We start from the raw sequence: 23,155 nt of genomic DNA, 5'->3' as shown, positions 1-23,155 counted from the left end.
CAAAGAGGTATTTGTTATGAATGATGGAAATCGCCCTGTTGCGGCGAATGCGGAGGCGCACGGCGCGGATGCTGCGGCCAGCCGCACGGAGGCGCAGCCGGTAGATACCGGGCTATGTAAGCATCTCGGCAACGGGCAATTTCAGTTCGCCTCACAATACAAACCCTGCTTTCTGACCTGGTTTGAACCGCTTTCATGGACATGGACCATGGATCGCGGTGACGAGTGGGGCGTGGCGATATGCTTCGCTACAGAAAAGGAGCGGCGTGCTGCCATCGCCGAGCTGACGGGCTTTGCTCCGTTGCCGCACTATACGTTGCCGATGGTAGACGCTGCGCAGGCGGCGATGGAAGCCGCCGGAGCGCTGGCACTGGGAAACGCCGCCGGGCAGGCACAGCTGGCCGTGGCAGGTCGGGGCGCGATGGCTATTGCGGGCAGCGTAGTGAACGCCCTTTCCCGCGCATGGAGCGAGCTGAGCCGCGTGGCAACGGTAAGTGCCGTCGGGGCCCGCCTGAACGCGGCATCGCTGTTGCTCTGGTCCCCTGAGGTGGGAAAAGGCAGCGACCGGGTGCCGCTGGCGCTCTCTCTGCCGCTGAACGCCATGTCAGGGGCAAACCGGGGGTTAAAACCTGGCGCGGAAACGGCACAGTTGCCAGCGCGCAGCGCGCTGACGGTGGATAACGATGGCATCTCGCTGACGCTGCATAGCACCGGCAGCAGCGGCCTGTCGCCGGAGGTACCTGTGCTGCGGCCAGTCCGCGACCCGGTAACCGGACTGGACCGGATTACGCTACCGGCCACGGCGGATGCGCCGGAGCTGACCATTTTGATAAACCCGACGGCGCCTTCAAATACCGGCAACCACCAGCCGGTGCCGGTAACGCCGGTACATACCGGTACGGAAGTGAAGCCGGTGGAAAATCCGGTGATTATCACCACGCCCGCTGCGGACAGCGTGGTATGGCGGGATTTTATCTACTGGCGACCGGATGCCGCAGGCACCGGCGTCGAGCCGGTCTATGTGGTGGTAAGCAGCCCGCGGAATATGCCGGGCGTAGTGACAGGGAAAGGCGAAGCCGTGGGCGATAAATGGCTGCATAAAGCCGGAGAGGGAACAGGCGCACCCGTTCCGGAGCAGATTGCAAATAAACTGCGCGGGCGCGAGTTTGCAAGTTTTGACGCATTCCGCCGGGCCTTCTGGCTGGAGGTAGGTAAAGATCCTGGTTTAGCTCAGCAGTTTAACAAAGGTAACTTAGTAGGTATGCAGGATGGTCTTGCTCCTTTCCCACCCAGAGGAGAACAAGTCGGAGGACGAGATAAATATGAAATACATCATATTAAACCAATCGTGGAATTAGGTGCTGTATATGATGTTGATAACCTTGGAGTAGTGTCACCAAAGCGGCATATAAAAATCCACTCAGAAAAGAAGAGTTAATGTTATGGCTAAAAAATATAGCGATTATACCGAGAAAGAATTCCTTGAATTAATCATTTCTGTTTACAGAGGTGGATTTAAAAGTGAAGGAGAACGTGATGCAATTGTTTATGAAATCGTAAATGCTTCCGAACATCCTGACAGAACAGACATCCTTTTTTATCCTTCCGGGGAGGACAGCCCAGAAGGGGTATTAAAAACAATCAAAGAATGGCGGGCTAAAAACGGCAAGCCCGGTTTTAAGCAAGTCGAATAACTGATTAACCTCTACGCCATCCGTCCGGATGGCGTTTTAACCTGTATACCTGGGTTTTAGAGGGCCTCATTCTCTTATTAAACTAATCCGCAGCAAACAGCCCATAATGACCGACTAAAAATAAGCCATTTCAACTAGTTATGTGGCATCCTCTGCCTGGCAAGATAAATCACTGCACGACGGACTTACGCTTTTCCTCCTGTCCTGCGCATGCGGTAGAAGTTATACAGCGCGCCTGCTCCCATGATCGCGCCGGTGGCGAGAAATACCACGCGCATACCCAGCCAGCCGCCGACAATGCCGCCAAACAGCGGCCCACAGACCTGCCCCACATACTGCGCCGAGGTGGACCATCCCAGCGCCCTGCCCACCTGCTCATTAGCGACATGATGACGTATCAGGCTGGCAATACAGGGCAACAGGCCGCCCAGCGCGATGCCCATCAAAAAGCGCAGCACCACCAGCTGCCAGGCACTGGTGATAAATGCCTGCGGGATCAGTAATAACGCGGCGGCAAACAGCCCGCCAATTAACACCGGCCAGTGACCGATGCGATCGGCCAGCCGTCCCAGCCAGGCCGCTGAGATAATGCTGCCCAGCGCCGCCGCTGCCATCACGATACCGGCAACCAGCGTGATCCGGTGCGCCTGATGAACAAACTGCGCCACGTAAAGCGTTACGATCGGCTCTACGGACATATTGGCGAAGATCAGCAGCATACCGGTCAGTAGCATCAGCGGCAGAATACCGCTGCGCAGGTTAAGCCTGACGGACGACGGAGAACGCTGCTGCGCTGTGGGCCGCGGCGCTTCTTTTAATAACAGGCAGGTCGCGAGGAAGGCTAAAAAGATCACCGCCCCCGCCAGCCAGAAGGTCGCGCGGATGCCAATCAGCGGCGGTAATAAGCCACCGATTAACGGCCCGACCACGTTGCCCGCCATAATGCCAGAGGAAAGCATTCCCAGCGCCCAGCCGACATGGGCTTTCGGCGTTTGCGAGGCGATAAGAATGGTCGAGCCAGAGGCATAGCCGCCCAGCAGCCCCGCCAGCAGACGCAGCGCCACCAGCTGCCAGGGCGCGCCCGCCATGCCAATCAGCGCCATCGCCACCGCCATGCCTAAGCTGGCGCGGATCAGCATAAGCTTGCGTCCGTAACGATCCGCCAGCCTGCCCCACAGCGGCGCGGTCAGCGCAGCGGTAAAAAAGGTTGCGCCATAGGCTAAGCCAGACCAGCGGGCAATCGCAGCCGGATCGCTCACGCCTAGCTCCGCCACGTACAGCGGCAGAAAAGGCAGCAGCAGCGTCATCGCCACCAGCGTGGTAAAAGAGCCCGCCATGCAAACCCATAAATTGCGTCGCCAGTACTGCGCCGGATCTTGCTCACCGCGTTGAGAACGGATCATCTTTTTCTCCTTATCGTCAGACAGCCATGCTAGCAAGCCGCAGGCATTATCCCGACGGTGACGCAGAAAGTTCTCCAGCCGCCCGCTTTTGTTTACGGTGAGAAACAATCCGCAGGCGCCAGCGCAGCCTGTAGCTGCTGGCAAAACATCGCTACCAGCGCACGCGGACGCTCAGGCTGACGTACCACCAGATAGCTATAGTAATCATCCATCCGCCAGTCCGGCAGCAGGCGCACCAGCTGCTGCTGCCGTTGCGCGGCGCGGGTGATATAGCAGGGAAGATAAGCGATGCCGGCACCGGCAATGGCTGCGCTCAGCAGTGCCTCACTGTTATTGATACGAAAGCGGCTGTGAACATCAATATTGAGCTTTTGCTTGCCCTGACGAAACGGCAACGACAGCGTATGCGCCGGCCCGCGAAACAGCAGATAGTCATGGCGCGGCAGCTGCTGCGGATGGGTAACGGGCGTTTGCGCGGCGGGATAATCAGGCGCGGCGAACAAACCCCATTCTATCGGCGAAAGCAGATGAAAAGCGGCAGCCGGCGGCGTTTGTCCGACCACAATCGCCAAATCGTAACGATCGTGTTGTAAATCAACCGGCCGATCGGTGAGATCAAGATCGACCTGCACATGGATATGCTGCGCAACAAAGGCATTGAGCGGCGGCACGATATACCGTCGGCCATAATTAACCGGCGCAATGATGCTCAGATTACCGGCAGGCTGCTGATGATAGTCACGAATAAAAGCATCGGCGCCCTGCGCCTCCTGCAAGGCACGGGCGCAAAACTGATACCAGGCGCGTCCAACTTCGGTTACCGCCATGCGTCGGGTGGTGCGCTCCAGCAGCTTAACGCCAAGCCGGATCTCCAGCTGTGCAATCTCTTTACTGATAAAAGATTTAGACAGGCCAAGGCTATTCGCTGCCTCGGTGAAACTCAGCGTTTCCACCACGCGGGCAAAAACCATCATTGCGGTAATATTTTCCAGCGGTTGCATAAGGACTCCCGACAGCAAGTGACGGACAGCCTGACAAAAAGAGGGGAAAAACACCAGCGGGGGAAACAGAGAAAAACCGAGCCGCCCGCAGGCGGCTCAGGAGAGGCTTATTTTTTCGGCTTGGATTTTTGCGCGTCGTCAGTTATCTGCTGCGAACCCAGCTCAGTCCCGGTGGTGGGATCAATATCCGGGTTAGAACGGGTACGTAACGCCATGCTTTCGAGGGCGGCTTTTTCCTGCTCCGACAGCATTACCGATGCCAGGCCGTCGCCGCCGTCAACCGCCGGTTGAGGATCCGCAACATAATCGAAGTTCTCATCCGAATTCCAGCTACCGCGTACTTCACCGCCTTCAGACATATTGAAATAGGTGTTGGAGTATTTCTCAATCGGCGGCAGTTTGCCCGGCGGGAAGTTATTACGAATCGCGTACAGCGCTTTCTCAAAAGAGATCTGGTGCGCCACTTCACGCGTCATCAGAAAGCCCAGCGCATCTTTGACGCCCGGATCGTCCGTCAGGTTGATCAGTCGTTCATAGATGATTTTTGCCCGCGCTTCTGCAGCGATATTAGAGCGTAGATCGGCGGTAACTTCGCCAATGGTATCAATATAGGCTGCGGTCCAGGGTACGCCAGCAGAGTTCGTCAGCGCCGGCCCGCCACCGTACAGCAGCGCGGTAGTATGGCTATCGTTACCGTGACCGGTCAACGAACGATAAAGCTCAGCTTCCTGTTCGGTTCCTTCAGCCAGCGTGCCTTTCGCGCCTTTGTTCAGCATCCCTACCAGAGAACCGATAATTTCAAGATGGCTCAGCTCTTCCGTTGCGATATCCAACAGCATATCTTTACGTCCGGCATCATCATCGCCAAGGCCCTGGGTGAAATAACGGCAGGCGGCAGCGAGTTCACCCTGCGGTCCGCCAAACTGCTCAAGCAGTAGATTTGCCAGCCCTGGGTTAGGTTCGGCTACGCGTACCGTGTACTGTAATTGTTTAACATGTCTGAACATTGCTCACTCCTCTATAGAGGTTGCCAACGCTGGCAACCTCGATGCAGTGAAATGCCATTGCTGGCTTTGAGATTATTTTTTTGCTTCGGTGTCTGGCTGTGCGGAACGCGCCATAAACTGCTCGGTAACATCAGGCAGATGGTTCAGTGCCCAGTCAGCCATTGCTTTTTCCTGCTCGCGGATTTGCTCGAATACGCGCGCACCTTCGCTATCGCCAGCCAGTTCAGCCGCGGCAATCAGCGAGGTATAACAGGCAATTTCGAACTGCTCAAAGACGTAGCCGCTAATCGCGCCTTTCACGACTTCATCGGAGGCGAACATGCCGCCCATCGCCTGGCCCATCGCCGTCACTTTCCCCATAATATCTTTCATGGTGGAGTTAGAAGTATCCTGGCGATCGATAACCTGCTGTAGCATTTGCTGCTGCTGGCGTGTTTCTTCGATGTGTTGCTGAAGACGGGCCTTAAGGTCGGGGTAATGCTCCAGGCGCGAAGACATTTTCTCCAGCATTTCTTCTGCTTGTTTTTCCATTGCATGCGCGTCACGCAGCCAGCTGAGATAGTTTTCCTGATAAGTCATACTTTCACCTCGTGATAAGTGAGTCAGAAAATAAGCCCAACGTAATCAACCAACGCAACGTCAGAATTATCTCTATAAGATTATTCACTGATAAAAAGTCCAGAGAACTTTAAAATCAACACTTAAAAAGCGTAGGCAGCGAAACAGCAATTAACAACCCTGACGCAAAAAAATTTGCGTTACGTTTTTGTTAATGCAATAGAAAGCAGAAGGTAAAGATATTCATATAAGGGCCAGCAAATAATAAACCCCCGGCGCGCTCTGCAGAACGTGCCGGGGGTTAATAAATCACGGGTTAATCAGCTAACCTGTTAGCTGCCGGAAGGCCGACCGCCGCCGTGGCTGTTATGTCCGCCTTTTTTGCCTGCTTCAGAGGCTTTTTCGCGGTCATTTTTGAAATTACCGCCGCTATGCTGACCGCCCTTTTTACCTGCTTCAGAGGCTTTTTCACGGTCTTCAGCAAAGTTACCCGGATTGCCACGATGTTCAGTCATAGTATTTTCCTCAATATTTCATAAATAATATTCTTATCCAGTACTTCGGTAGTGGAAAAGAATATTCGCGACTACGGCTATAAATTTAGTCGATGGGCTGAAGAAAGCAAACGCCAAACGCAGCGGCAATAAACGGTTGAAATTAAAAAGAACCCACCAATAAGCCATCGGTTTTGAAAGATTTAATTACAATCCGATGCAAAAATTAAATAAGCGCAGCGCCGTTAACAAACGAAACGGCAATCAGCATGAGAAGTGCCCAATTTTTATATAAGTTAAATGAAAGGTAACTTTATTTGTCATCAGGTCAGCATTTACCGGCCATAGATTATTCGCGACACTTTTGGCGGAATTCGCCGGGCGTCATTCCGTAGTGACGAACAAAAGTTTTATGAAAAGTATCATGAGAAGAAAAACCATGCTGTACAGCGACATATTCAATGGTGACGTCATCTTCTACCAGCATACGTGCTGAGGCGATCAGGCGCTTTTCACGGCAGAAAGCCGCCAGCGTTTTTCCGGTAACCGCGTGAAAGTAACGCTGAAGATACCATTTTGAATAGCCGGTCTTTTCCGCACACTCATCCGCAGTGATACGCCGATGCGGATTGCTTTCTATCCAGCGCATCAGTTCACGGATCACGCCATAGGTGAACATCTTTTCGCTTGCCGCGCTTACGCTCATGATTTTCTCCCTTTACCGTGCGGACGTATCAGGTAGTAATTCCAGCTGAATAAGATGGAGCAAATTGCCGCGCAGAACGCTTTCATCACCGTCAATCACGTTGTGCATGGCCAGTAAATCCTGCCCCAGCACCAGCGCGATCAAACGCCAGGCCGTGGCCGGCGCGGTATCATGACAGCGCAGATGATTGTGCCTGATGACCTCGCTGAGCATACTGTGCCAAAGATTAAGCGCATACACGAAGATCTCATGCAGCGCACGATCCTGATGGGCCAGCACCGAAACCTCACGCCAAATTTCTATATCGCGCGTTTTTTTATCACCGGCATCCAACAGCGCCAGTACCGCTTCTGTACCGCTCAGCGCTTCGCTGACAGCCTTATGCTCCGCCGATTTTTCATGAACGATAGCGAGAAATGCCTGGCACTTTAGCTGGCTCAAGGAGGCAAAATGGCGGTTGATATGTCCCACCGCCGCCCCGCTCTGCTGCGCGATTTTGCGTGCGGTAACCGCCGCGTATCCTTCGCTTTGCATCACTTTTATAGCGGCGTTTAACAATAGCTCAGCCCGCACATCCGCTTTTAAATATCCCATTCCTTTGTTCCATGAAATTTAACCGCCTGCAGTGTGCATGGTTTTGAACATACGTTCAATAAATTTTCTGAACACCTGTTCAAAGCAATCTGTCACGTTCTGCCATTCATCCACTGCGGCATTCCCCTCTGGCTAATCGTTTGCGTACAGGACGAAAGCGATTGCTTACCATTCAAAAGGCCTTTTCTGTCGATTTTTTAACACACAGCGCGAACAATAGTGATCCATGTCACAAAACAACTGAATCAAAATGAAACAAACTTTGACAAACGTGAGCAATATCTATTTTCTATCCGCAGGATACAGGCAACCTATGCGGGCTGCCGCGACGTACCCGTACGTCTTCCCCGGAGTGGCATGTAACAACACCTTCCCGTCCAGCAATGGACACTGATTCGCAGTCTTCTCTGACTCAACAGAGAGGCCTTTAAGCATGTGGTAACCAATGAAAAATAAAATGTTGATGGCAGGCGCGCTGTTGGCAGCGTCATACAGCGTCACTTCTCAGGCGCAAACCAACGATGCAACCTATGTATCTGACTGGTGGCATCAGAGCGTTAACGTGGTAGGCAGCAACCACACCCGCTTCGGACCGCATCTGAACAACGACGTTTATCTGGAATATGAAGCCTTTGCCCATAAAGACTGGTTTGATTTTTATGGCTACGTGGACATTCCAAATTTCTTCGGCGCGGCAAACAGCTATCAGCAAGGTATTTGGGACAACGGCTCACCGCTGTTTATGGAAATTGAACCACGTTTCTCTATCGATAAGCTGACCGGCACCGATCTGAGCTTCGGCCCCTTCAAAGAGTGGTATTTCGCCAATAACTATGTTTACGACATGGGCCATAACAGCGATAACCGCCAGAATACCTGGTATATGGGCCTGGGCACCGATATTGATACCCATACTAAACTGGGTCTGTCGCTTAACGTTTACGCCAAATATCAGTGGGAAAACTACGGCGCGGCGAATGAAAACAGCTGGGATGGCTATCGCTTTAAAGTGAAATATTTCCTGCCGATCACCACGCTGTGGGGCGGCAACCTGAGCTATATCGGTTTTACCAACTTTGACTGGGGCTCCGATCTGGCTGATAAAACGCCGGGCGCTTCCCGCACCAGCAACTCTATCGCCTCCAGCCATATTCTGGCGCTGGGCTACGATCACTGGCACTACTCGGTTGTGGCGCGTTACTTCCACAACGGCGGTCAGTGGGCGGACGGCGCCAACCTGAACTTTGGCGATGGCCCGTTTGAAGTGAAATCTACCGGCTGGGGTTATTACCTGGTGGTGGGTTACAACTTCTAATGATGCTGGGGCAGCGGCCGCTGGCTTCTGCCCCACGGTTCGTCTTTTCACCATAATATTTACCCTTTCTTTTACGCGTTATTATCTCTCTCCCTTTGCCTGCCATAATAATCAGTATGCTACTCGTTAATAACGAAGCATTTCTCTGGCGAATAACCTTAGCCCGCCATCGCGCAATTTCATACAACCCTTAAATATAAAAAATTACCCCGCCACGTAACGCCTTTAATTAAAAAATATCTATAATTTATCTTAAGCCGTTTAAATATGAAGCGGGTCACATTGTTAACCATAATAAAAACATTAGCCTTTCGCTTTTCAAATAAGCTGTGTTAGCGTAGCGGCAACATGGATTGTCACTGTTTTAAACAGGCAAAACCTATCTTTATTCGTGCAGCGGTTTTAACAGACCGTTTAGCGCGGCATATAAGGTAGGTTTTTTTATATTTATTGCAAACCGGCAGGCGATAGCCAGGGAAATGGAATGATAACAAAACCATTATTAATATTAATCAGCGCTACATAATAAAAATCGTTTTAACCGTCGCCCTTTTATCAGGGCGGATGCCGCATTGCATTTTTATTGCAGCTACCGAGGGAAATATGAAAATAAAAAACATAGCGATAATCGCGTTAATCTTTCCTGCGTTTTGCCAGGCCCAGGATAAAAATAACCATTTACCGCATCAGTTATTAAGCGATCCCTTTTTTAGCGACAGTTCGCTGGCGCTTTTACTACGTAATCACTGGAAATACCTGAAGGAGGACGGCGCGAATCCCAAAACCGTACATGCCGCCTGGGGACAGGGCGTGGTGCTGGACTATAAGTCAGGCTACTTCGCCGATCTTATCGGTTTTGATCTCTCTTATTATGGCGCGGTTAAGTTGGGGGCCAGCGACTATTTTAATACGCGTGGAATTCTTTATAAGGCGGGCCAGGAGAATAAAAAGAGCAACGCGCAGGGCTTTAGCAAATTTAGTCAGCGCTACGTTAAGCTGAAACTGGGCGACGGTACGCTGAAAAGCGAGCTACACGGCGGCTGGGAAAGCCTGCCGAATTTTGGCGTCATTAACACTTCATGGCGCCTCTCTCCAATTACCTATCTTGGCTGGAACGGCGTTGCCGAACTTGGCGATACGCAGTTGCGCGCCGCATACGTCAGCCGTTCTGTCGACCGCAGCTCACCTGAACAGCTGCATTTTAAAACCAATAGCGGCAAGCATATTGCCTATATTGCCACTGGCGAAATTATCTATAACGGCGACAGCGTAACGTTAAAGTACGGCGCGGGCGAAAGCGACGGCTATCTGCGTCGGCAGCATCTCTTTCTAAGCAGCGACGTTACGCCACATCTCTCCGTGGGCAGTCAGCTCTATCTGACCCGCGCGCTGGACGCTTATCGTGCCATGCCCGCGCAGCAGCGTGATTTCGATCGTGGCGCCAATCATTACGCGCTGGAAATGAGCTGGAAAGAGGATAAATTCCGTTCCCGCTGGGGGCTTAGCTATACCCGCGCGGAGAAAAAAGATGCGGTGGGCCTCTATCCCCGTCATATGAGCCGCCACTCCTTCGGCAATTTCATCTCGCTGGCCAGCGCCGGTGATGATTACCTGCGTGATAAAGAGCTGATGGTGGCCACCATGACCGACTACCAGTTTACGCCAGCGCTGCTGGGCGGCGTAGCGGTTAATGCCGGCAATATCCGCTATCAGGGTTTGAACATATGGAGCGGCGAAGTCAGCCTTTATGGCCGCTGGTCGCCTTCATATCCCGCGCTGAAAGATCTTAGCGTGTGGGTAATGTTTGGTCCGGGCTGGTCCTACAAAAATGTTAACCGCACGCCACTCCTGCATCACGGCGATTACCGCCGTTCGCATACGTTGTCAGGTGAAATCATTATCGATTACCGGTTTAAGCTGCTGTAAACCGCGCGGACAGGCGCGACATAAATATCTTTGTTCTGTTCTGAAAGGAGTTCGTGATGAAAAAATGGATAGCTATTTTTATGCTGCTTTTAACCTGTGGCGCCAGCGCCGCTGCGCCGCTGGCAGACGATCCTGACGCCGTTACCGTCTGGTTCGCCCGCCACGGCAAAACCTGGCTTAATACCCTGGATCGGGTGCAGGGCTGGGCCGATTCTCCGCTGACGGATGAAGGGGTGCAGGTGGCGCGCTATCTGGGAGAAGGCTTAAAAACTATTCCCTTCGACAGCTACTACTCTGGCGACGCGGGCCGCCAGCGAGAAACCATGCAGATCATCCGCGCCGCCCGCAGCGATCGCTCCATCCCGACAACGGAAATAAAGGCGCTACGCGAGGTCTTTTTCGGCGGCTTCGAGGGGCTGCCCAATCATGAAATGATCGGCGCGGTGGTAAAAAAAAGAGGCCTGTCCGACATCAGCCAGCTTTTTGCCGAAATGAAACAGGGCAAGCTAACGCTTGAACAATATCTGGATGAGATCGCCGACGTTGACCAGGAAAAGCTGGCGGAGCGCGGCGGAGAGGTGAAAATGCGGATGCAGTCCGCGTTGCGCACCACCATTAAAAATGCGCAAGAGCGCGGTGAGAAGAATGTGCTGGTGGTCTCTTCAGGCGCTGCAATTCTGGCGATGATCGCCGATCTGACCGATGACGCACGTAAAAATCAGCCGCTGGCGAACGCCGCCGTCGTTAAGCTGGTTTATCAGCAAGGCGCGCTGAAGGTAACGGAAATCGGCAATATGCAGTATGTCGAGGCGGGTAAAGCGCAGCTCGCGCCATAAGGGAAGGCTACAGGCCAGCCAATGCTGGCCTGAAACGGCATACCGTTAACCCAGCACCTCACGGACAAAGTTTTCAATCTCTTTATCCTGGCAGTTTTCGAAGAAACACTGCTGGAAACGCTGACCGCTGACCGCCGTTTTAACCAGCTCAGGATCGATAGCGCGCAGCGTATCAAGGTAGTTATCTTTTACCACCGCCGCTTTGACCTGATTAAGGATACCGGCATTACGTACCTGCGGCTCTTTACGCTCCGGCGGGTAGCCCTGGCCTTTTTCACCGCTAAAGGCTTTTTCAAAGATAAAGCGCAGGTTCAGCTCCGCACCCCAGCCAAAGCCTTTCGCAAACGGCAGTGCCAGCGCGTTACCATTATTAATCTGGGCAAACAGATACGCATCCGCCGGATCGATACAGTAACCACAGGCCACGCCCGGATGAATGTTCAGCGACATCAGCGCGCCCTGCCCGGTGCCGCAGCCAGCGATAACAAAATCCACCGCTTTTGCATTCAGCAGAATGCTGGCCATAATGCCCAAATGAATATAGGTCAGATGATGATCCTGCTCATCGCTCATGCCCACGTTAAATACCGGGTAATCCAGACCGTTAGCGACCTGCTGCAGTTCTTTTAGCACAACGGCATTTTTTGCCGCCTGGCTGTTCTCCATCATCAGAGCAATTTTCATTGTTTATCCTCTTGTTACCTGGCTCGTTAACAGACCGGGGTTATGCCTTCATAATTATGAAACAGCGTTTCATAAATTAATATTAGCTGTTTCTTATAGAGATCTCTTCAACTTTTTGCTGTGACTGTTTTCACATTTCTGCAGTGGGGCTGCTTTATCAAACGCCTTTGCGAGCCAGCTCATGTTTTTTCGCTGCGCAAAAAATTGTGTGATCCTTCTTGCGTTTTCTTCAGTCTGTGCTCGGCAACCGCCGCGAACGGGGTATGCTTTCAGCGATGTGAAACAGTGTTTCATTTTTTATTAACCCCTGGCGGGAGGAAAAACTATGGCAAAAGGAAGTCAGCTGCATCTGCCCTTCTATCGTTTTCAGGATGAGAAGACCGGTGCGGAAATGGTGCGTTTAACGCCGCCTGAGGTGTTATGTCACCGCAACTATTTCTACCAGAAGTGCTTTTTTAACGACGGCAGCAGGCTGCTGTTTGCCGGTGAGTTCGATGGCCACCGCAACTACTATCTGCTCGACTTACAGCAACAGCAGGCCACCCAGCTGACGGAAGGCGCTGGCGATAATACTTTTGGCGGCTTTCTCTCGCCGGACGATCGCTATCTGTTTTACGTTAAAAACGAACGCCAGCTACGCCGTGTCGATCTGGAAAATTATGAAGAGGTAACGATTTACACCGTGCCGCAGGCGTGGGTGGGCTACGGGACCTGGGTTGCCAATAGCGATTGCACCAGCCTGGTCGGCATTGAAATCGATCGCGAGGACTGGGAGCCGCTCAGCGACTGGCAGATATTTAAAGCCTTCTTTGAAAAGAATCCGCGCTGCCGTCTGCTGCGCGTTGACTTACGCACCGGTGAAGCGGAAACCATTCTGGAACAGCGCCTGTGGCTGGGTCATCCTATTTATCGTCCTTTCGATGACCATACCGTCGCCTTCTGTCATGAAGGCCCGCACGATCGGGTTGATGCCCGCATGTGGCTGATCGACGAGAACGGCAACAATATGCGCAAGGTGAAAGATCATGCCCCAGGCGAAAGCTGTACCCATGAGTTTTGGGTGCCTGACGGATCGGCGCTGATCTACGTCTCCTATCATAAGGATCGTCCCGATCGTGAAATCTGCCGCTACGATCCGGTGACGCAGCATAATGAAGTTTTAATGACGATGCCCGCCTGCTCACACCTGATGAGCAATCAGAACGGTACGCTACTGGTGGGAGACGGCGCCGGTACGCCAGCGGATGTGCAGGATACCAAAGGCTATGCCATTGAAAACGACCCGATGCTGTGGCTGTTTGATGTAAAAAGCCGCCGTCATCGTCCGCTGGCGGCGCACAACAGCTCATGGCGCGTGCTAAATGGCGATCGTCAGGTAACCCATCCGCATCCGTCTTTTACCCCGGACGATCGCCAGGTGCTGTTTACAACCGATTATGAAGGGCAGCCCGCTCTTTATCTGGCCGCCATCCGCGCCGATTTTTTCAACCAACCCGAAGATGATGGATAACGGAATGTTTATTTTCAGAAAGCAAACCCAGGTTGAAGATCTGGGCAACGGCGTGACGCGGCGTATCCTGGCGCACGGCGGCGGCATGATGGCGGTGGAAGTAACGTTTGAAAAAGATGCGGTCGGGCCGCTGCATCACCATCCGCACGAGCAGCTCACCTATGTGCTGTCGGGCCGCTTCGCATTCACCATTGATGGCGAAACCCATGAGGTCAGCGCGGGCGATACGCTGTATAAAAAGCCCGATGTGGTTCACGGCTGCGTCTGCCTGGAACCGGGCGTGCTGCTGGATACCTTTACGCCACAGCGCGAAGATTTCCTCTCCTGAGGGTGATCTGAACTGTTCGGGATATAACAGGCTTTCCCGAACGGAATAGAAACAGGCCGGGATTGTGAATCTGCCCCGGCCTGTTTATGAGTATGGCTGTTTACAGCGCAACGGCGGTAACCACCCGGCCGCCGGGTCGATGCAGCACCTGACGTGTAGCCATATTAATGGTTTGCGGCTGGCTGATATAAATCCAGCGCGAGTTTTGATAATAGAGGAAGTTAAAGGCGTTAGGATGCGCATCCGTGCCGTAATCTTCAAAGGTGAAGGTAGACAGCACCCGATCGCTGCCGCAATGAGTCGCGATATGCTGCCTTACCGCAGCGTTGTGCGGATGCTGGTTGTGATAAACGCGAAAATAGCTTTCCCCTTTCGGGGAGGGCGTGATAAAGAATGCGCAGCCGTTCATCGCCGGGGTAAAAACGAAACGATGAGCCGGGCTATGACGTGGAACGTCGACAAATCCCGGCGTCACCGTCCCCTGAATAAAGGGGCACCAGTAACCGTTGATGGCGCTTTCTCCGGTAACTTGCTGATTACTCAGCGTTAAATCATAAATGAAACGTCCACCGTCCAGCTCATTTCTGACCAAATCGAATGAGGCCTCCTTAAGCGCTTCTGCCATATTTAGCAGCATACGCAGCTGCGGCAACGCGCCCGGATGGCCGATCATTTGTAAAAAACGCACATTATTAACGACATAATGCCTCAGAAAGCTGGCGGGGTCGGCACGGAATTGTCCATTAGCACCGTTCATCATTTCTCCATATAAGGTTTTCCCAGAGGCATTATCTCTAACATTGAGCCGCAATCGGCACAATGAGAAGCGATTAATATATTTTTAACCAAAAGGGAGTTGGCGAAAGCTAGCTATAAAAAAAGGGTTGTCCGCAGACAACCCTTTCAGCTATTCAGAAGATGCCGCGCTGCGGCCTAAGGGGTAGCAGGTGTCAGCTTTTCAATATCGATATTGCCCTGCTGCCCGGACACGAACGATTCTTTACGCACATCGGCCACGTCGTGCGCGGTGACCGGCTTCGCGGCCTGGTTGCCCCAGCTGGTGCGAATAAAGTTCACCACGTCGGCCACCTGCTTATCGTTCAGACGCCAGCCAAAGCCCGGCATCACTACCGCACTTGGCGCGCCCTGGACGCCCGGCAAGGTGCTGCCGGTCAGTACGATATGAATAAGCGACGTCGGATCGTCCGCCAGCACTACCGGATTGCCGCGCAGCGCCGGGAAAAAGCGCTTATAGCCAAGGCCATCGGTACGGTGACAGGCGGCGCAGCTATCGACATATTCCGCCGCGCCCGCTTTGCTGTCATCGCCTTTCCACAGCGCCTGCGCTACCGCGTCATCCGGCTGGAAGCCGGTCTGAGACGGATCTTTTGCGCCCAGCGATTTCAGATAGCGCGCTATCGCCTTTATATCCTCATCGCTCAGGTGCTGCAGACTGTGCTCTACCACTTCCGTCATGCCGCCAAAGGCTGCCGTGTCGTCGTTACGTCCGGTACGCAGGAACTGCACCAGATCGTCCTCGCTCCAGCGTCCTAAACCGTCACGGTTATCACCGCGCAGGTTGCTGGCGGTCCAGCCGTCAATCGGCGCGTTGCTGCCGGCAAGATAATCGCTGCCTTTCGCATCGCTCAGCGCTTTTTCCTGCATGGTAATGCTGCGAGGCGTGTGGCAGGCGCCGCAGTGGCCCAAACCCTCTACCAGATAACGACCGCGCGCCAGCTCTCTATCCTCGCCCGCTTTGGGCTGGAACGCCTTCACGTCCGGCGCGAAAATATTGCGCCAGATGGACAGCGGCCAGCGCATCGACAGCGGCCAGGGAATATCGCTCTCTTTATTCTGCTGCGCGACCGGTGCCACGCCGTGCATAAAGTAAGCGTAAAGCGCCTGCATATCCTCATCGCTCACCACCGCGTAAGAGGGATAAGGCATGGCCGGATAAAGCGTATCGCCATTTTTCGCGATGCCGTGACGTACCGCCTTCTGGAAGTCGTCATAGCTGTAGTCGCCGATACCGGTTTCTTTATCTGGCGTAATATTGGTGGAATAGATAGTGCCAATCGGCGTTGCCATCGGCAGGCCGCCGGCAAACGGCTTGCCATCCTTGCTGGTGTGACAGGCGACGCAGTCGCCCGCACGCGCCAGATACTCACCGCGCTTAATCAAATCGCCGCCCTGGTTATCAGCCGCCAGAGCGCCAGTGGCGGACGCCGCCAGGCACAGCGCCAGTAATACCTTTTTCATCGCCATCATCCTTATGCCTGTACCAGCGGTCCGGGGTTTTTCAGATACTGTTCACGAATCGCCTTCGCCGACCAGTAAGTCAGCGCTGCGACCATACCGGTTGGGTTATAGCCCAGCCCCTGCGGGAAAGCGGACGCGCCCGGCACGAAAACGTTCGGCACATCCCAGCTTTGCAGATAACGGTTCACCGCGCTGGTTTGCGGATCTTCACCCATGATGGCGCCGCCGTTCATATGCGTGGTCTGATAAACCGTGGTGTCGAAATGGGAATCCTGCATTTTCGGCGCGCCGATAATCTCTTTCGGATTCATCGCTTCGGCAATTTTGCGCATTTTACCGTGCATAAACTGCGACATCTTGATGTCGTTGTCCTGCCAGTCAAACGTCATGCGCAGCAGCGGCTGACCAAAGATATCCTTATAGTTCGGATCGAGGTCAAGATAGTTGGCGCGGTAAGACTGGTGCGCACCGTGCGCATCCATAGAAACATGGTGCGTATAGTGATCGGCAACCGCCGCTTTCCACTTGCTGCCCCAGCCCGGCGTACCCGGCGGTACCGGCAGGCCGGAAATCGGCTTCACGCCCGCCTGGTTAACCCAGAAAGGCGAGCCGCCGACAAAGCCATATTTGCCGTGGTCGAAGTTATCGGCGTTGAAATCGTCCACGCCCACGCCCGCGCCGCCCGCACCGATAAAGTTATTGGTGTGCACGTCTTTGCCGAAGAATGCCTTAATGGTGGAGATATTTTGATAGGCAAAGTTACGTCCCACCACGCCTTCGTTGGTGACCGGGTTGTAAGGCTTACCGATGCCGGAAAGCAGCATCAGATGCACGTTGTGGAACTGGAAGGCGGAGAGGATCACCAGATCCGCCGGCTGCTCAATCTGGCGACCCTGCGCATCAACGTAGGTCACGCCGGTGGCGCGCTTTTTATCGTCGGTGAGGTTAACGCGCAGCACATACGAGTTGTCGCGCAGCTCAAACTTCGGTTCCTGGCGCAGCGCCGGCCAGATATTGACGTTCGGCGAGGCCTTGGAATACATGTAGCAGGCGTAGCCGCTGCAGTAGCCGCAGAAATTGCACGGGCCCATCTGCGCGCCATAGGTATTGGTGTAAGGCCCGGAGGTGTTCGCCGACGGCAGATCGTAAGGGTGATAGCCTACCGATTCCGCCGCTTTAGCAAACAGCTGCGCGGAATAAGTCCGCTTCTGCGGCGGCAGCGGGAAATTATCCGAGCGATCGGGCGCAAACGGGTTGCCACGGCCCTGCCCCACGACTTTGCCTTTGATACTCCAGGCCGAGCCAGAAGTACCGAATACCTTTTCCGCCTTGTCGAAGAACGGCTCCAGTTCGTCGTAGCTTACGCCGAAGTCCTGAATCGTCATCCCTGCCGGAATAAAGTTCTTGCCGTAACGCTCTTCATAATGGCTGCGCATCCGCAGCTCAGTCGGATCGACACGGAAATGAACGCCGGACCAGTGCAGGCCCGCGCCGCCGGTGCCGGTGCCGGGTAAAAACGCCGCCAGCTGACGATAGGGCTGCGCGGTCTGGGAAGGATTGTGCCGAATGGTCAGGGTGCTTTTCGACAGATCCTGGAACAGTTTTTTGCGTACGTTATAGGTGAGCTCATCAATCACCTGCGGATAGGCGCCGTCCGGATAGGTGTCGCGATGCGGGCCGCGCTCCAGCGCCACCACCTGCAGTCCCGCTTCCGTTAGCTCTTTCGCCATAATCGACCCGGCCCAGCCGAAGCCGACAATCACCGCGTCTACTTTTTTCATCTGGTTTGCCATGCTTATGCTCTTTCTCCACGAATCGATACCGCCGGGAAGGGATAACGCTCGCCGCGCTCCACCCAGTCCATAAAATCAGCGCGTGCGCCGGGGAAGCCGATCAGCTTCCAGCCCACCATGTGCTGATTGCCGCCGTGCAGCGGATCGCTGAAAAAGCCTTCGCGGGTGTTTTGCAGAAGATAAGCAAAGAAAACTTTAGCCGGCAGCTGTTTAAAGCTGGCCTTGTTGCTTTCAAAGTCGCCCAGCAGCGCGTCCTGCTGTGCTGAAGTCAACGCGGCAAAGGCTTTGCCATGCTGCTGTTTCGCCCAGGCGTCCGCTTCCGCAATGCCAAGACGATAAATTTGCTGCGGCACCAGCGGCAGCTGATAGCCCAGCTCTTTCGGCGCATCAGGATCGAACGGTCCCTGCATATACCAGTTGTTGCCGGTGGCGTACGGCGTATTCATCTGACGATCGATAAATTCCGGCGCGCCAGCTTCCAGCGCGCCAGGGCCGCGTTCGTCAGCCGGGATCAGCCGGGCGACGGCCGCCTTGATAAAGGCAAACTCCTCGGCGGAAAACCAGACGGGCTGATAATCGCGGGCGGTTTGCGGCCCGACTGGCGTCGCGCTATCGGTGGCCTGCGCGCTATTGCTGAGTCCAAATGATGCAATCCCGGTGGTGCCCATCGCCACGGCAGGTGCCAGGGTGATGGTTTTAAGGAGAAAATCTCTCCTTGAAGTACTCGTTTTATTTTGCGACATGACATTGCCTTAGCGCTCGTCGTTGACGGCGCAACTGTTAATCCTGATTGTTATTTTTATTATTAATAATTGCAGGGCTTTTCCGGCAGCAACCCATTTGTTACCGGTAACAAAGGCGCGCATTGTAACAGCTATTTTGTAAAAGATTTAGCTTCAGCAAACAAAAAGCCACAATTTTTTTAACATTAAGCTGACATATTCCGCCCGTCGCCGCGTTAAGTAAAAGCGCGCTGTAACGGCTGGTCACAACCCCCCACAGACTATTAACACCGCGCAGGCTATAACAGAGCGATCCTTACCGTGGAGTGCTTATGTTTAGTTCCTTTTTCCCCCGACCCGCTCTGTTTTTCAGCACGGCGGCGCTGTTCAGCCTGGCAGCGATAGTTTTCTGGTTTACCGAGGCCAGACAGCTGGTGTTTCACCTGGCGGTGTTCGCCGCTTATGCCGGACAGCCGCTGCCGGATAACGCCTGGCGCTTTGTTCAGCCTGGCGAGCTGTGGTTTTATCTCTATTTCGCGCTAATGACGGCGCTGTTTGCCGCAGGCTGGTTTATCTTTAGCCCGCATCCGTGGCAGCGCTGGTCGGTGCTGGGTTCGGCGCTGATTCTGTTTATGACCTGGTTTGATGTGCAGGTTGGCGTAGCGATTAATGCCTGGTACGGACCATTTTACGATTTGGTCCAGCGCGCCCTTAGCAAGGCGGGCTCGGTATCGCTCGCGGCCTTTTATCAGCAGATCGGCGCTTTCCTCAGTATCGCGCTGATCGCGGTGGTCATCGGCGTGCTTAACGCTTTTTTTATCAGCCACTGGGTATTTCGCTGGCGCACGGCGATGAACAACCGGTATATGGCGCACTGGTCGCAGCTGCGCAATGTTGAGGGCGCCGCGCAGCGCGTGCAGGATGACACGATGCGTTTTTCCAGCACGCTGGAAGAGTGGGGCGTCGGCCTGATTCAGGCAATTATGACGCTGGTAGCGTTTTTGCCGGTGCTGGCAACGCTGTCGAAGCACGTTAAGAGCGTGCCGCTGCTGGGCGCCATGCCGTACGGACTGGTGTTGGCGGCGCTGCTGTGGTCGCTGTTTGGCACCGCGCTGCTGGCGCTGGTCGGCATTAAGCTGCCGGGGCTGGAATTCCGTAACCAACGGGTGGAGGCCGCCTGGCGTAAAGAACTGGTTTACGGAGAAGACGATCCTCAGCGCGCCGCGCCAGCCACGGTAAACGCACTGTTTAGCCGGGTGCGCCATAACTATTTCCGCCTGTGGTTTCATTACCTTTATTTCAACGTCACCCGCATTCTTTATCTGCAGATCGATAACGTTTTCGGGATGTTTATCCTGTTTCCGGCGATTATTGCCGGAACCCTGACGCTGGGTTTGCTTCAGCAGATCACCAATGTTTTCGATCAGGTGCGCGCTTCCTTCCAGTATTTGATTACCTCCTGGTCAACGCTGGTATCGCTGATGTCAATTTATAAACGACTGCGCAGCTTTGAGCGCATTATTGCCGATGAAGCAATACCTGCAAAGCTGACGGAGTAGTTGCAACAGCTCCACGAGCCGGTACGCAGAATTTATAAATAGGCCCTTATTTACTCTTCGTTGACTGTTATTCAGCCAGTAACTGTTTAAAGATAGCTCAGGAGCCGCTGATGTTGACAATCGTCAACATCAGCGGTACATTACCCCCTGTCCAGGATGGATAATGAAAAAGCATCCCAATAAACATGTTCAGGCTGCGATTGAGTATGCCTTGCTGTGCGGCTGGTATTTTCGCCCTTCCAGAGGGCATGCGTTTGGACGACTGACCTGCGCAATGCCCGAACATAGCGAACATCAAATCAGCATTTGGTCTACGCCGCGCGTTCCTGAACATCATGCGCAGCAAATCCGCCGTAAGGTAAACAGCTGTGCGGTTGATGTTTCGCCCCACATCAGGAGGAACTGATGGTTTATCACTTTACGCTCACGCTTGGCGGCGTTAATGCCCATACGCCAGGGCTGGAAGATGCGCTATTTGAATGCGGCTGCGATGATGCCCTGCTCTGTTTTTACGGCAATACGGTTTATCTGGAATTCGATCGCGAAAGCAACAGCTTTGAACAGGCGGTGCTGAGCGCCATCGCTAACATTGAAAGCAGCGCGTTACCGGCGCGCGTCGCGTCTGTTGATGCCACGCTGCTTGGCCTGAGCGATATCGCACAGCGCAGCCAGCTCTCACGTCAGGCAGTTGCGATGCTAAAAGATGGCACGCGCGGGCCGGGCACCTTTCCGGCACCGGTACAGCGGCTTACCGGCTCTTCACCGCTGTGGCGTTGGGCGAGCGTCGCGCGCTGGCTGTACGAAAACGGTAAGCTCAGCGCTGAACTGGCAGAAAATGCCCAGATAATGGAAAACATTAATCTGGCGCTGGCGCTACGAGCAACGCCGCAGCGCCAGTATGTGACCCAGCTGGCGGCGCGCCTGGCAGACAGCGCCGAAGAACCACGCAGCGTTATTTAAGCGCGCCGAACACGCGCTCAACGGCGTAAGCGCCTGGGTCCTTAATGCCGTTCAGGCTATCCTGATTCAGATAGGAAGAACGGCCCGCTTTCGCAGCGCTCATGCTGGCCGTCGCCTCAGCGCCCTTATGCGCGGCGACGGCGGCCTCATTCAGCCCTTTCCCTTCTACCAGCGCCTGCAGCGCCGGTTCCAGCGCATCAATTAGCGTCCGATCGCCGATGCGCGCGCCGCCGTAATGTTTCATGCGCTCCAGCCCGGCCATCAGCGCCTGCGGCAGAGGTTTGCCCTCCTCCAGCTGCTGTCCGGCGGCGGTAAACATAATCGACATCAGTACGCCGCTGGAGCCGCCCATCACCACCGCCAGCTGTTCGCCAACCAGCGTCAGCAAACGCGCAGGTTCATTAAAGGGCAATGCTTTTTGCTGGCTGCCCTGCAAAATCTTGCGCGCGCCTGCCGCGAAGGTCGAGCCTGTGTCGCCATCGCCCACTTTGGCATCCAGCTTATTCAGCTCGCTTTCGAGATCCACCAGAGTTTGACACACTTTGTCCACCACGCGCTGTACTGCGGCGTTTTCCGAAGGCTGTGCCTGCGGCGGGCGCTTAATCTCTTCGCCTTCTACCGTTACCGGCGCAATCGGCTGCTGTACCGGCTGCCAGCCGCTGGCTTCTACCGGTGCCTGCAGCGCACGCAGCCGTTCATCATCCAGCAGCAGCGTAGTCAGGGAAAAACCTTTCATATCCAGCGAACTGACCAGGGTCGCCGGGCCAATCAGGTGACTCAGCCGTTTTGCCAACGGCGAACGCAACGCTTCCCGCGCCAGCACGCCCAGCTCCAGCATGGAAAAGCCGCCGAGATTATTAATCAGCAGCAGCGCCTGTTTACCTTCCGGCACTTTTTCCGCCAGCTTTTCCGCCATGTTCTGCACAATTTCACGACTGTTCTGCGTTTTTAACGTAGTCACGCCCGGCTCGCCGTGAATGCCCATCCCCAGTTCGCTTTCCCCTTCCGCCACGCGGTTATCCTGCGGCTCGCCGGGAATATGGCAGGTGGCAAACGCCAGGCCAATACTGGCGGTATCCGCGATGGCCTGCCGGGCGCGCTGCGTTACCTCTTCCAGCGAAGCGCCCTGTTCGGCATAGTAACCGGCCAGCTTATGAATCAACACGGTTCCGGCCAGGCCGCGCGGCTGCGGGTTTTCCGGCAGAGCAATATCGTCTTGCACGATCGCCAACTCTACCCTGTAGCCCAGCGCGCGCGCCTTCTCCGCCGCCAGGCCGAAATTCAGCCGGTCGCCGGTATAGTTTTTCACGATCAGCAAGCAGCCCGCCTCGCCGGTCACGTTGATAATGGCGCTGAGCACCGCATCGACGCTGGGCGACGCGAAAACATCGCCGCAAACGGCGGCGGTCAGCATACCTTTGCCCACAAAGCCCACGTGCGCTGGCTCATGCCCGGAGCCGCCGCCGGAAATTAACGCCACGCTGCGCTTATCCCAGTCGTTGCGCACCACCACGCGAATGCCCTCTCCGGCATCAAGCTGGCTCAGGTTATGAAACGGCGTGGTGATTAACGCGCCTTCAATCGCTTCGTTCACCAGTTCGCTTTTTTCGTTCATGAAAAACTGACTCATGGTTTCCTCTCCGTGTTGATTCGCCAGGCACAGCGGCGCAAAACGTTAACTGTAGTTGAAGCTGCCAGAGATTCGACAGCGTATATCAGGCAGGCAAGCGCAGCTGTGATAATGGACAGGCTTCCCCGTGTTGATAGTCATGTATCAGCGGACAAGAAGCACAAGAGAAATCGTCT

23 protein-coding genes are annotated in these 23,155 nt (G+C 54.4%); 10 read left to right on the top strand and 13 right to left on the bottom strand.

Going from position 1 to position 23,155, the window contains the following annotated elements; translation table 11 throughout:
• Positions 1-16: 16 nt before the first annotated feature.
• Both COO59_RS07120 and COO59_RS07115 read left to right on the top strand, forming a co-directional pair.
• Positions 17-1,438 (top strand): S-type pyocin domain-containing protein, encoded by a 1,422-nt coding sequence (locus tag COO59_RS07120; RefSeq protein WP_103059122.1) that lies wholly within the window; start codon positions 17-19, stop codon positions 1,436-1,438.
• Positions 1,439-1,442: 4 nt separating this feature from the next.
• Positions 1,443-1,694: a bacteriocin immunity protein gene (locus COO59_RS07115; protein WP_103059121.1), complete on the top strand. Its 252-nt coding sequence runs from the start codon at positions 1,443-1,445 to the stop codon at positions 1,692-1,694.
• A 185-nt stretch (positions 1,695-1,879) separates the two neighbouring features.
• On the opposite strand, the gene COO59_RS07110 is transcribed toward COO59_RS07115, so the two are convergent.
• From COO59_RS07110 to COO59_RS07080, 7 genes are all read right to left on the bottom strand, one after another.
• Positions 1,880-3,097, bottom strand: coding sequence for an MFS transporter (locus COO59_RS07110; RefSeq protein WP_103059120.1), 1,218 nt, complete (start codon positions 3,095-3,097; stop codon positions 1,880-1,882).
• Positions 3,098-3,189: 92 nt separating this feature from the next.
• On the bottom strand, positions 3,190-4,098 hold the full coding sequence (locus COO59_RS07105; RefSeq protein WP_103059119.1) for a LysR family transcriptional regulator: 909 nt from the start codon (positions 4,096-4,098) through the stop codon (positions 3,190-3,192).
• A gap of 107 nt (positions 4,099-4,205) precedes the next feature.
• The gene (locus tag COO59_RS07100; protein WP_103059118.1) at positions 4,206-5,105 is read right to left on the bottom strand and encodes a manganese catalase family protein; all 900 of its coding nucleotides are present in this window, start codon (positions 5,103-5,105) and stop codon (positions 4,206-4,208) included.
• 72 nt (positions 5,106-5,177) lie between these two features.
• Positions 5,178-5,684: a ferritin-like domain-containing protein gene (locus COO59_RS07095; RefSeq protein WP_103059117.1), complete on the bottom strand. Its 507-nt coding sequence runs from the start codon at positions 5,682-5,684 to the stop codon at positions 5,178-5,180.
• A 311-nt stretch (positions 5,685-5,995) separates the two neighbouring features.
• Positions 5,996-6,178: a con-10 family general stress protein gene (locus COO59_RS07090; protein WP_103059116.1), complete on the bottom strand. Its 183-nt coding sequence runs from the start codon at positions 6,176-6,178 to the stop codon at positions 5,996-5,998.
• A gap of 328 nt (positions 6,179-6,506) precedes the next feature.
• A complete protein-coding gene (locus COO59_RS07085) occupies positions 6,507-6,863 on the bottom strand; it encodes a helix-turn-helix domain-containing protein (RefSeq protein WP_103059115.1) in 357 nt (118 codons plus the stop codon).
• A gap of 12 nt (positions 6,864-6,875) precedes the next feature.
• Positions 6,876-7,457, bottom strand: a complete 582-nt coding sequence (locus tag COO59_RS07080; protein WP_103059114.1) for a TetR family transcriptional regulator — start codon at positions 7,455-7,457, stop codon at positions 6,876-6,878.
• Between the two features lie 445 nt (positions 7,458-7,902).
• On the opposite strand from COO59_RS07080, the gene COO59_RS07075 reads away from it, so the two are divergent.
• The 3 genes from COO59_RS07075 (at position 7,903) to COO59_RS07065 (ending at position 11,534) form a co-directional block, all read left to right on the top strand.
• Positions 7,903-8,772: a nucleoside-specific channel-forming protein Tsx gene (locus COO59_RS07075; protein WP_103059113.1), complete on the top strand. Its 870-nt coding sequence runs from the start codon at positions 7,903-7,905 to the stop codon at positions 8,770-8,772.
• 603 nt (positions 8,773-9,375) lie between these two features.
• Positions 9,376-10,698, top strand: coding sequence for an OprD family outer membrane porin (locus COO59_RS07070; protein WP_103059305.1), 1,323 nt, complete (start codon positions 9,376-9,378; stop codon positions 10,696-10,698).
• 56 nt (positions 10,699-10,754) lie between these two features.
• The gene (locus COO59_RS07065) at positions 10,755-11,534 is read left to right on the top strand and encodes a histidine phosphatase family protein (protein WP_103059112.1); all 780 of its coding nucleotides are present in this window, start codon (positions 10,755-10,757) and stop codon (positions 11,532-11,534) included.
• Positions 11,535-11,579: 45 nt separating this feature from the next.
• Here the strand turns inward: COO59_RS07065 and COO59_RS07060 are convergent, their stop codons facing one another.
• The gene (locus tag COO59_RS07060; RefSeq protein ID WP_103059111.1) at positions 11,580-12,218 is read right to left on the bottom strand and encodes an RpiB/LacA/LacB family sugar-phosphate isomerase; all 639 of its coding nucleotides are present in this window, start codon (positions 12,216-12,218) and stop codon (positions 11,580-11,582) included.
• Between the two features lie 325 nt (positions 12,219-12,543).
• On the opposite strand from COO59_RS07060, the gene COO59_RS07055 reads away from it, so the two are divergent.
• Positions 12,544-13,728 (top strand): oligogalacturonate lyase family protein, encoded by a 1,185-nt coding sequence (locus tag COO59_RS07055; RefSeq protein WP_103059110.1) that lies wholly within the window; start codon positions 12,544-12,546, stop codon positions 13,726-13,728.
• Between the two features lie 4 nt (positions 13,729-13,732).
• The gene (locus COO59_RS07050) at positions 13,733-14,056 is read left to right on the top strand and encodes a cupin domain-containing protein (protein ID WP_103059109.1); all 324 of its coding nucleotides are present in this window, start codon (positions 13,733-13,735) and stop codon (positions 14,054-14,056) included.
• Between the two features lie 100 nt (positions 14,057-14,156).
• Here COO59_RS07050 and COO59_RS07045 read toward each other — a convergent pair whose 3' ends face one another.
• The 4 genes from COO59_RS07045 to COO59_RS07030 form a co-directional block, all read right to left on the bottom strand.
• On the bottom strand, positions 14,157-14,813 hold the full coding sequence (locus COO59_RS07045) for a hypothetical protein (protein ID WP_103059108.1): 657 nt from the start codon (positions 14,811-14,813) through the stop codon (positions 14,157-14,159).
• A 176-nt stretch (positions 14,814-14,989) separates the two neighbouring features.
• Positions 14,990-16,315 carry a c-type cytochrome gene (locus COO59_RS07040; RefSeq protein ID WP_103059304.1) on the bottom strand — a complete coding sequence of 442 codons (1,326 nt, stop codon included), beginning with the start codon at positions 16,313-16,315 and terminating at the stop codon, positions 14,990-14,992.
• An 11-nt stretch (positions 16,316-16,326) separates the two neighbouring features.
• Positions 16,327-18,108, bottom strand: a complete 1,782-nt coding sequence (locus tag COO59_RS07035) for a GMC family oxidoreductase (protein WP_103059107.1) — start codon at positions 18,106-18,108, stop codon at positions 16,327-16,329.
• 2 nt (positions 18,109-18,110) lie between these two features.
• On the bottom strand, positions 18,111-18,851 hold the full coding sequence (locus COO59_RS07030; RefSeq protein ID WP_103059106.1) for a gluconate 2-dehydrogenase subunit 3 family protein: 741 nt from the start codon (positions 18,849-18,851) through the stop codon (positions 18,111-18,113).
• A gap of 311 nt (positions 18,852-19,162) precedes the next feature.
• Between COO59_RS07030 and sbmA the strand changes: the two genes are divergently transcribed.
• The 3 genes from sbmA (at position 19,163) to COO59_RS21740 (ending at position 21,349) form a co-directional block, all read left to right on the top strand.
• On the top strand, positions 19,163-20,389 hold the full coding sequence (gene sbmA / locus COO59_RS07025) for a peptide antibiotic transporter SbmA (protein ID WP_103059105.1): 1,227 nt from the start codon (positions 19,163-19,165) through the stop codon (positions 20,387-20,389).
• A gap of 163 nt (positions 20,390-20,552) precedes the next feature.
• Positions 20,553-20,795, top strand: coding sequence for a hypothetical protein (locus tag COO59_RS07020; RefSeq protein ID WP_103059104.1), 243 nt, complete (start codon positions 20,553-20,555; stop codon positions 20,793-20,795).
• Positions 20,792-21,349 carry a helix-turn-helix transcriptional regulator gene (locus tag COO59_RS21740; RefSeq protein WP_103059103.1) on the top strand — a complete coding sequence of 186 codons (558 nt, stop codon included), beginning with the start codon at positions 20,792-20,794 and terminating at the stop codon, positions 21,347-21,349. The genes COO59_RS07020 and COO59_RS21740 overlap by 4 nt, the downstream gene beginning before the upstream one ends.
• On the opposite strand, the gene COO59_RS07010 is transcribed toward COO59_RS21740, so the two are convergent.
• Entirely contained in the window at positions 21,342-22,979 is a 1,638-nt protein-coding gene (locus tag COO59_RS07010; RefSeq protein WP_103059102.1) for a dihydroxyacetone kinase subunit DhaK, read from the bottom strand. The genes COO59_RS21740 and COO59_RS07010 overlap by 8 nt on opposite strands.
• Positions 22,980-23,155 lie beyond the last annotated feature (176 nt).

Source organism: Mixta theicola (assembly GCF_002895925.1).
Taxonomy (GTDB): Bacteria; Pseudomonadota; Gammaproteobacteria; order Enterobacterales; family Enterobacteriaceae; genus Mixta; species Mixta theicola.
The sequence above is the reverse complement of the archived record's forward strand: the minus strand, read 5'-3'. Positions and strand labels throughout refer to the sequence as shown.

Bases quoted from the DNA above. Each gene is read 5' to 3' on its own strand.
- COO59_RS07040 (WP_103059304.1), bottom strand. From the start codon at position 16,315: ATGAAAAAGGTATTACTGGCGCTGTGCCTGGCGGCGTCCGCCACTGGC.
- COO59_RS07055 (WP_103059110.1), top strand. From the start codon at position 12,544: ATGGCAAAAGGAAGTCAGCTGCATCTGCCCTTCTATCGTTTTCAGGAT.
- COO59_RS07080 (WP_103059114.1), bottom strand. From the start codon at position 7,457: ATGGGATATTTAAAAGCGGATGTGCGGGCTGAGCTATTGTTAAACGCC.
- COO59_RS07115 (WP_103059121.1), top strand. From the start codon at position 1,443: ATGGCTAAAAAATATAGCGATTATACCGAGAAAGAATTCCTTGAATTA.
- COO59_RS07095 (WP_103059117.1), bottom strand. From the start codon at position 5,684: ATGACTTATCAGGAAAACTATCTCAGCTGGCTGCGTGACGCGCATGCA.
- COO59_RS07050 (WP_103059109.1), top strand. From the start codon at position 13,733: ATGTTTATTTTCAGAAAGCAAACCCAGGTTGAAGATCTGGGCAACGGC.
- COO59_RS07090 (WP_103059116.1), bottom strand. From the start codon at position 6,178: ATGACTGAACATCGTGGCAATCCGGGTAACTTTGCTGAAGACCGTGAA.
- COO59_RS07075 (WP_103059113.1), top strand. From the start codon at position 7,903: ATGAAAAATAAAATGTTGATGGCAGGCGCGCTGTTGGCAGCGTCATAC.
- COO59_RS07100 (WP_103059118.1), bottom strand. From the start codon at position 5,105: ATGTTCAGACATGTTAAACAATTACAGTACACGGTACGCGTAGCCGAA.
- COO59_RS07065 (WP_103059112.1), top strand. From the start codon at position 10,755: ATGAAAAAATGGATAGCTATTTTTATGCTGCTTTTAACCTGTGGCGCC.
- COO59_RS07010 (WP_103059102.1), bottom strand. From the start codon at position 22,979: ATGAGTCAGTTTTTCATGAACGAAAAAAGCGAACTGGTGAACGAAGCG.
- COO59_RS07105 (WP_103059119.1), bottom strand. From the start codon at position 4,098: ATGCAACCGCTGGAAAATATTACCGCAATGATGGTTTTTGCCCGCGTG.
- sbmA (WP_103059105.1), top strand. From the start codon at position 19,163: ATGTTTAGTTCCTTTTTCCCCCGACCCGCTCTGTTTTTCAGCACGGCG.
- COO59_RS07045 (WP_103059108.1), bottom strand. From the start codon at position 14,813: ATGAACGGTGCTAATGGACAATTCCGTGCCGACCCCGCCAGCTTTCTG.
- COO59_RS07030 (WP_103059106.1), bottom strand. From the start codon at position 18,851: ATGTCGCAAAATAAAACGAGTACTTCAAGGAGAGATTTTCTCCTTAAA.
- COO59_RS07060 (WP_103059111.1), bottom strand. From the start codon at position 12,218: ATGAAAATTGCTCTGATGATGGAGAACAGCCAGGCGGCAAAAAATGCC.
- COO59_RS07085 (WP_103059115.1), bottom strand. From the start codon at position 6,863: ATGAGCGTAAGCGCGGCAAGCGAAAAGATGTTCACCTATGGCGTGATC.
- COO59_RS07110 (WP_103059120.1), bottom strand. From the start codon at position 3,097: ATGATCCGTTCTCAACGCGGTGAGCAAGATCCGGCGCAGTACTGGCGA.
- COO59_RS07020 (WP_103059104.1), top strand. From the start codon at position 20,553: ATGAAAAAGCATCCCAATAAACATGTTCAGGCTGCGATTGAGTATGCC.
- COO59_RS07070 (WP_103059305.1), top strand. From the start codon at position 9,376: ATGAAAATAAAAAACATAGCGATAATCGCGTTAATCTTTCCTGCGTTT.
- COO59_RS07120 (WP_103059122.1), top strand. From the start codon at position 17: ATGAATGATGGAAATCGCCCTGTTGCGGCGAATGCGGAGGCGCACGGC.
- COO59_RS07035 (WP_103059107.1), bottom strand. From the start codon at position 18,108: ATGGCAAACCAGATGAAAAAAGTAGACGCGGTGATTGTCGGCTTCGGC.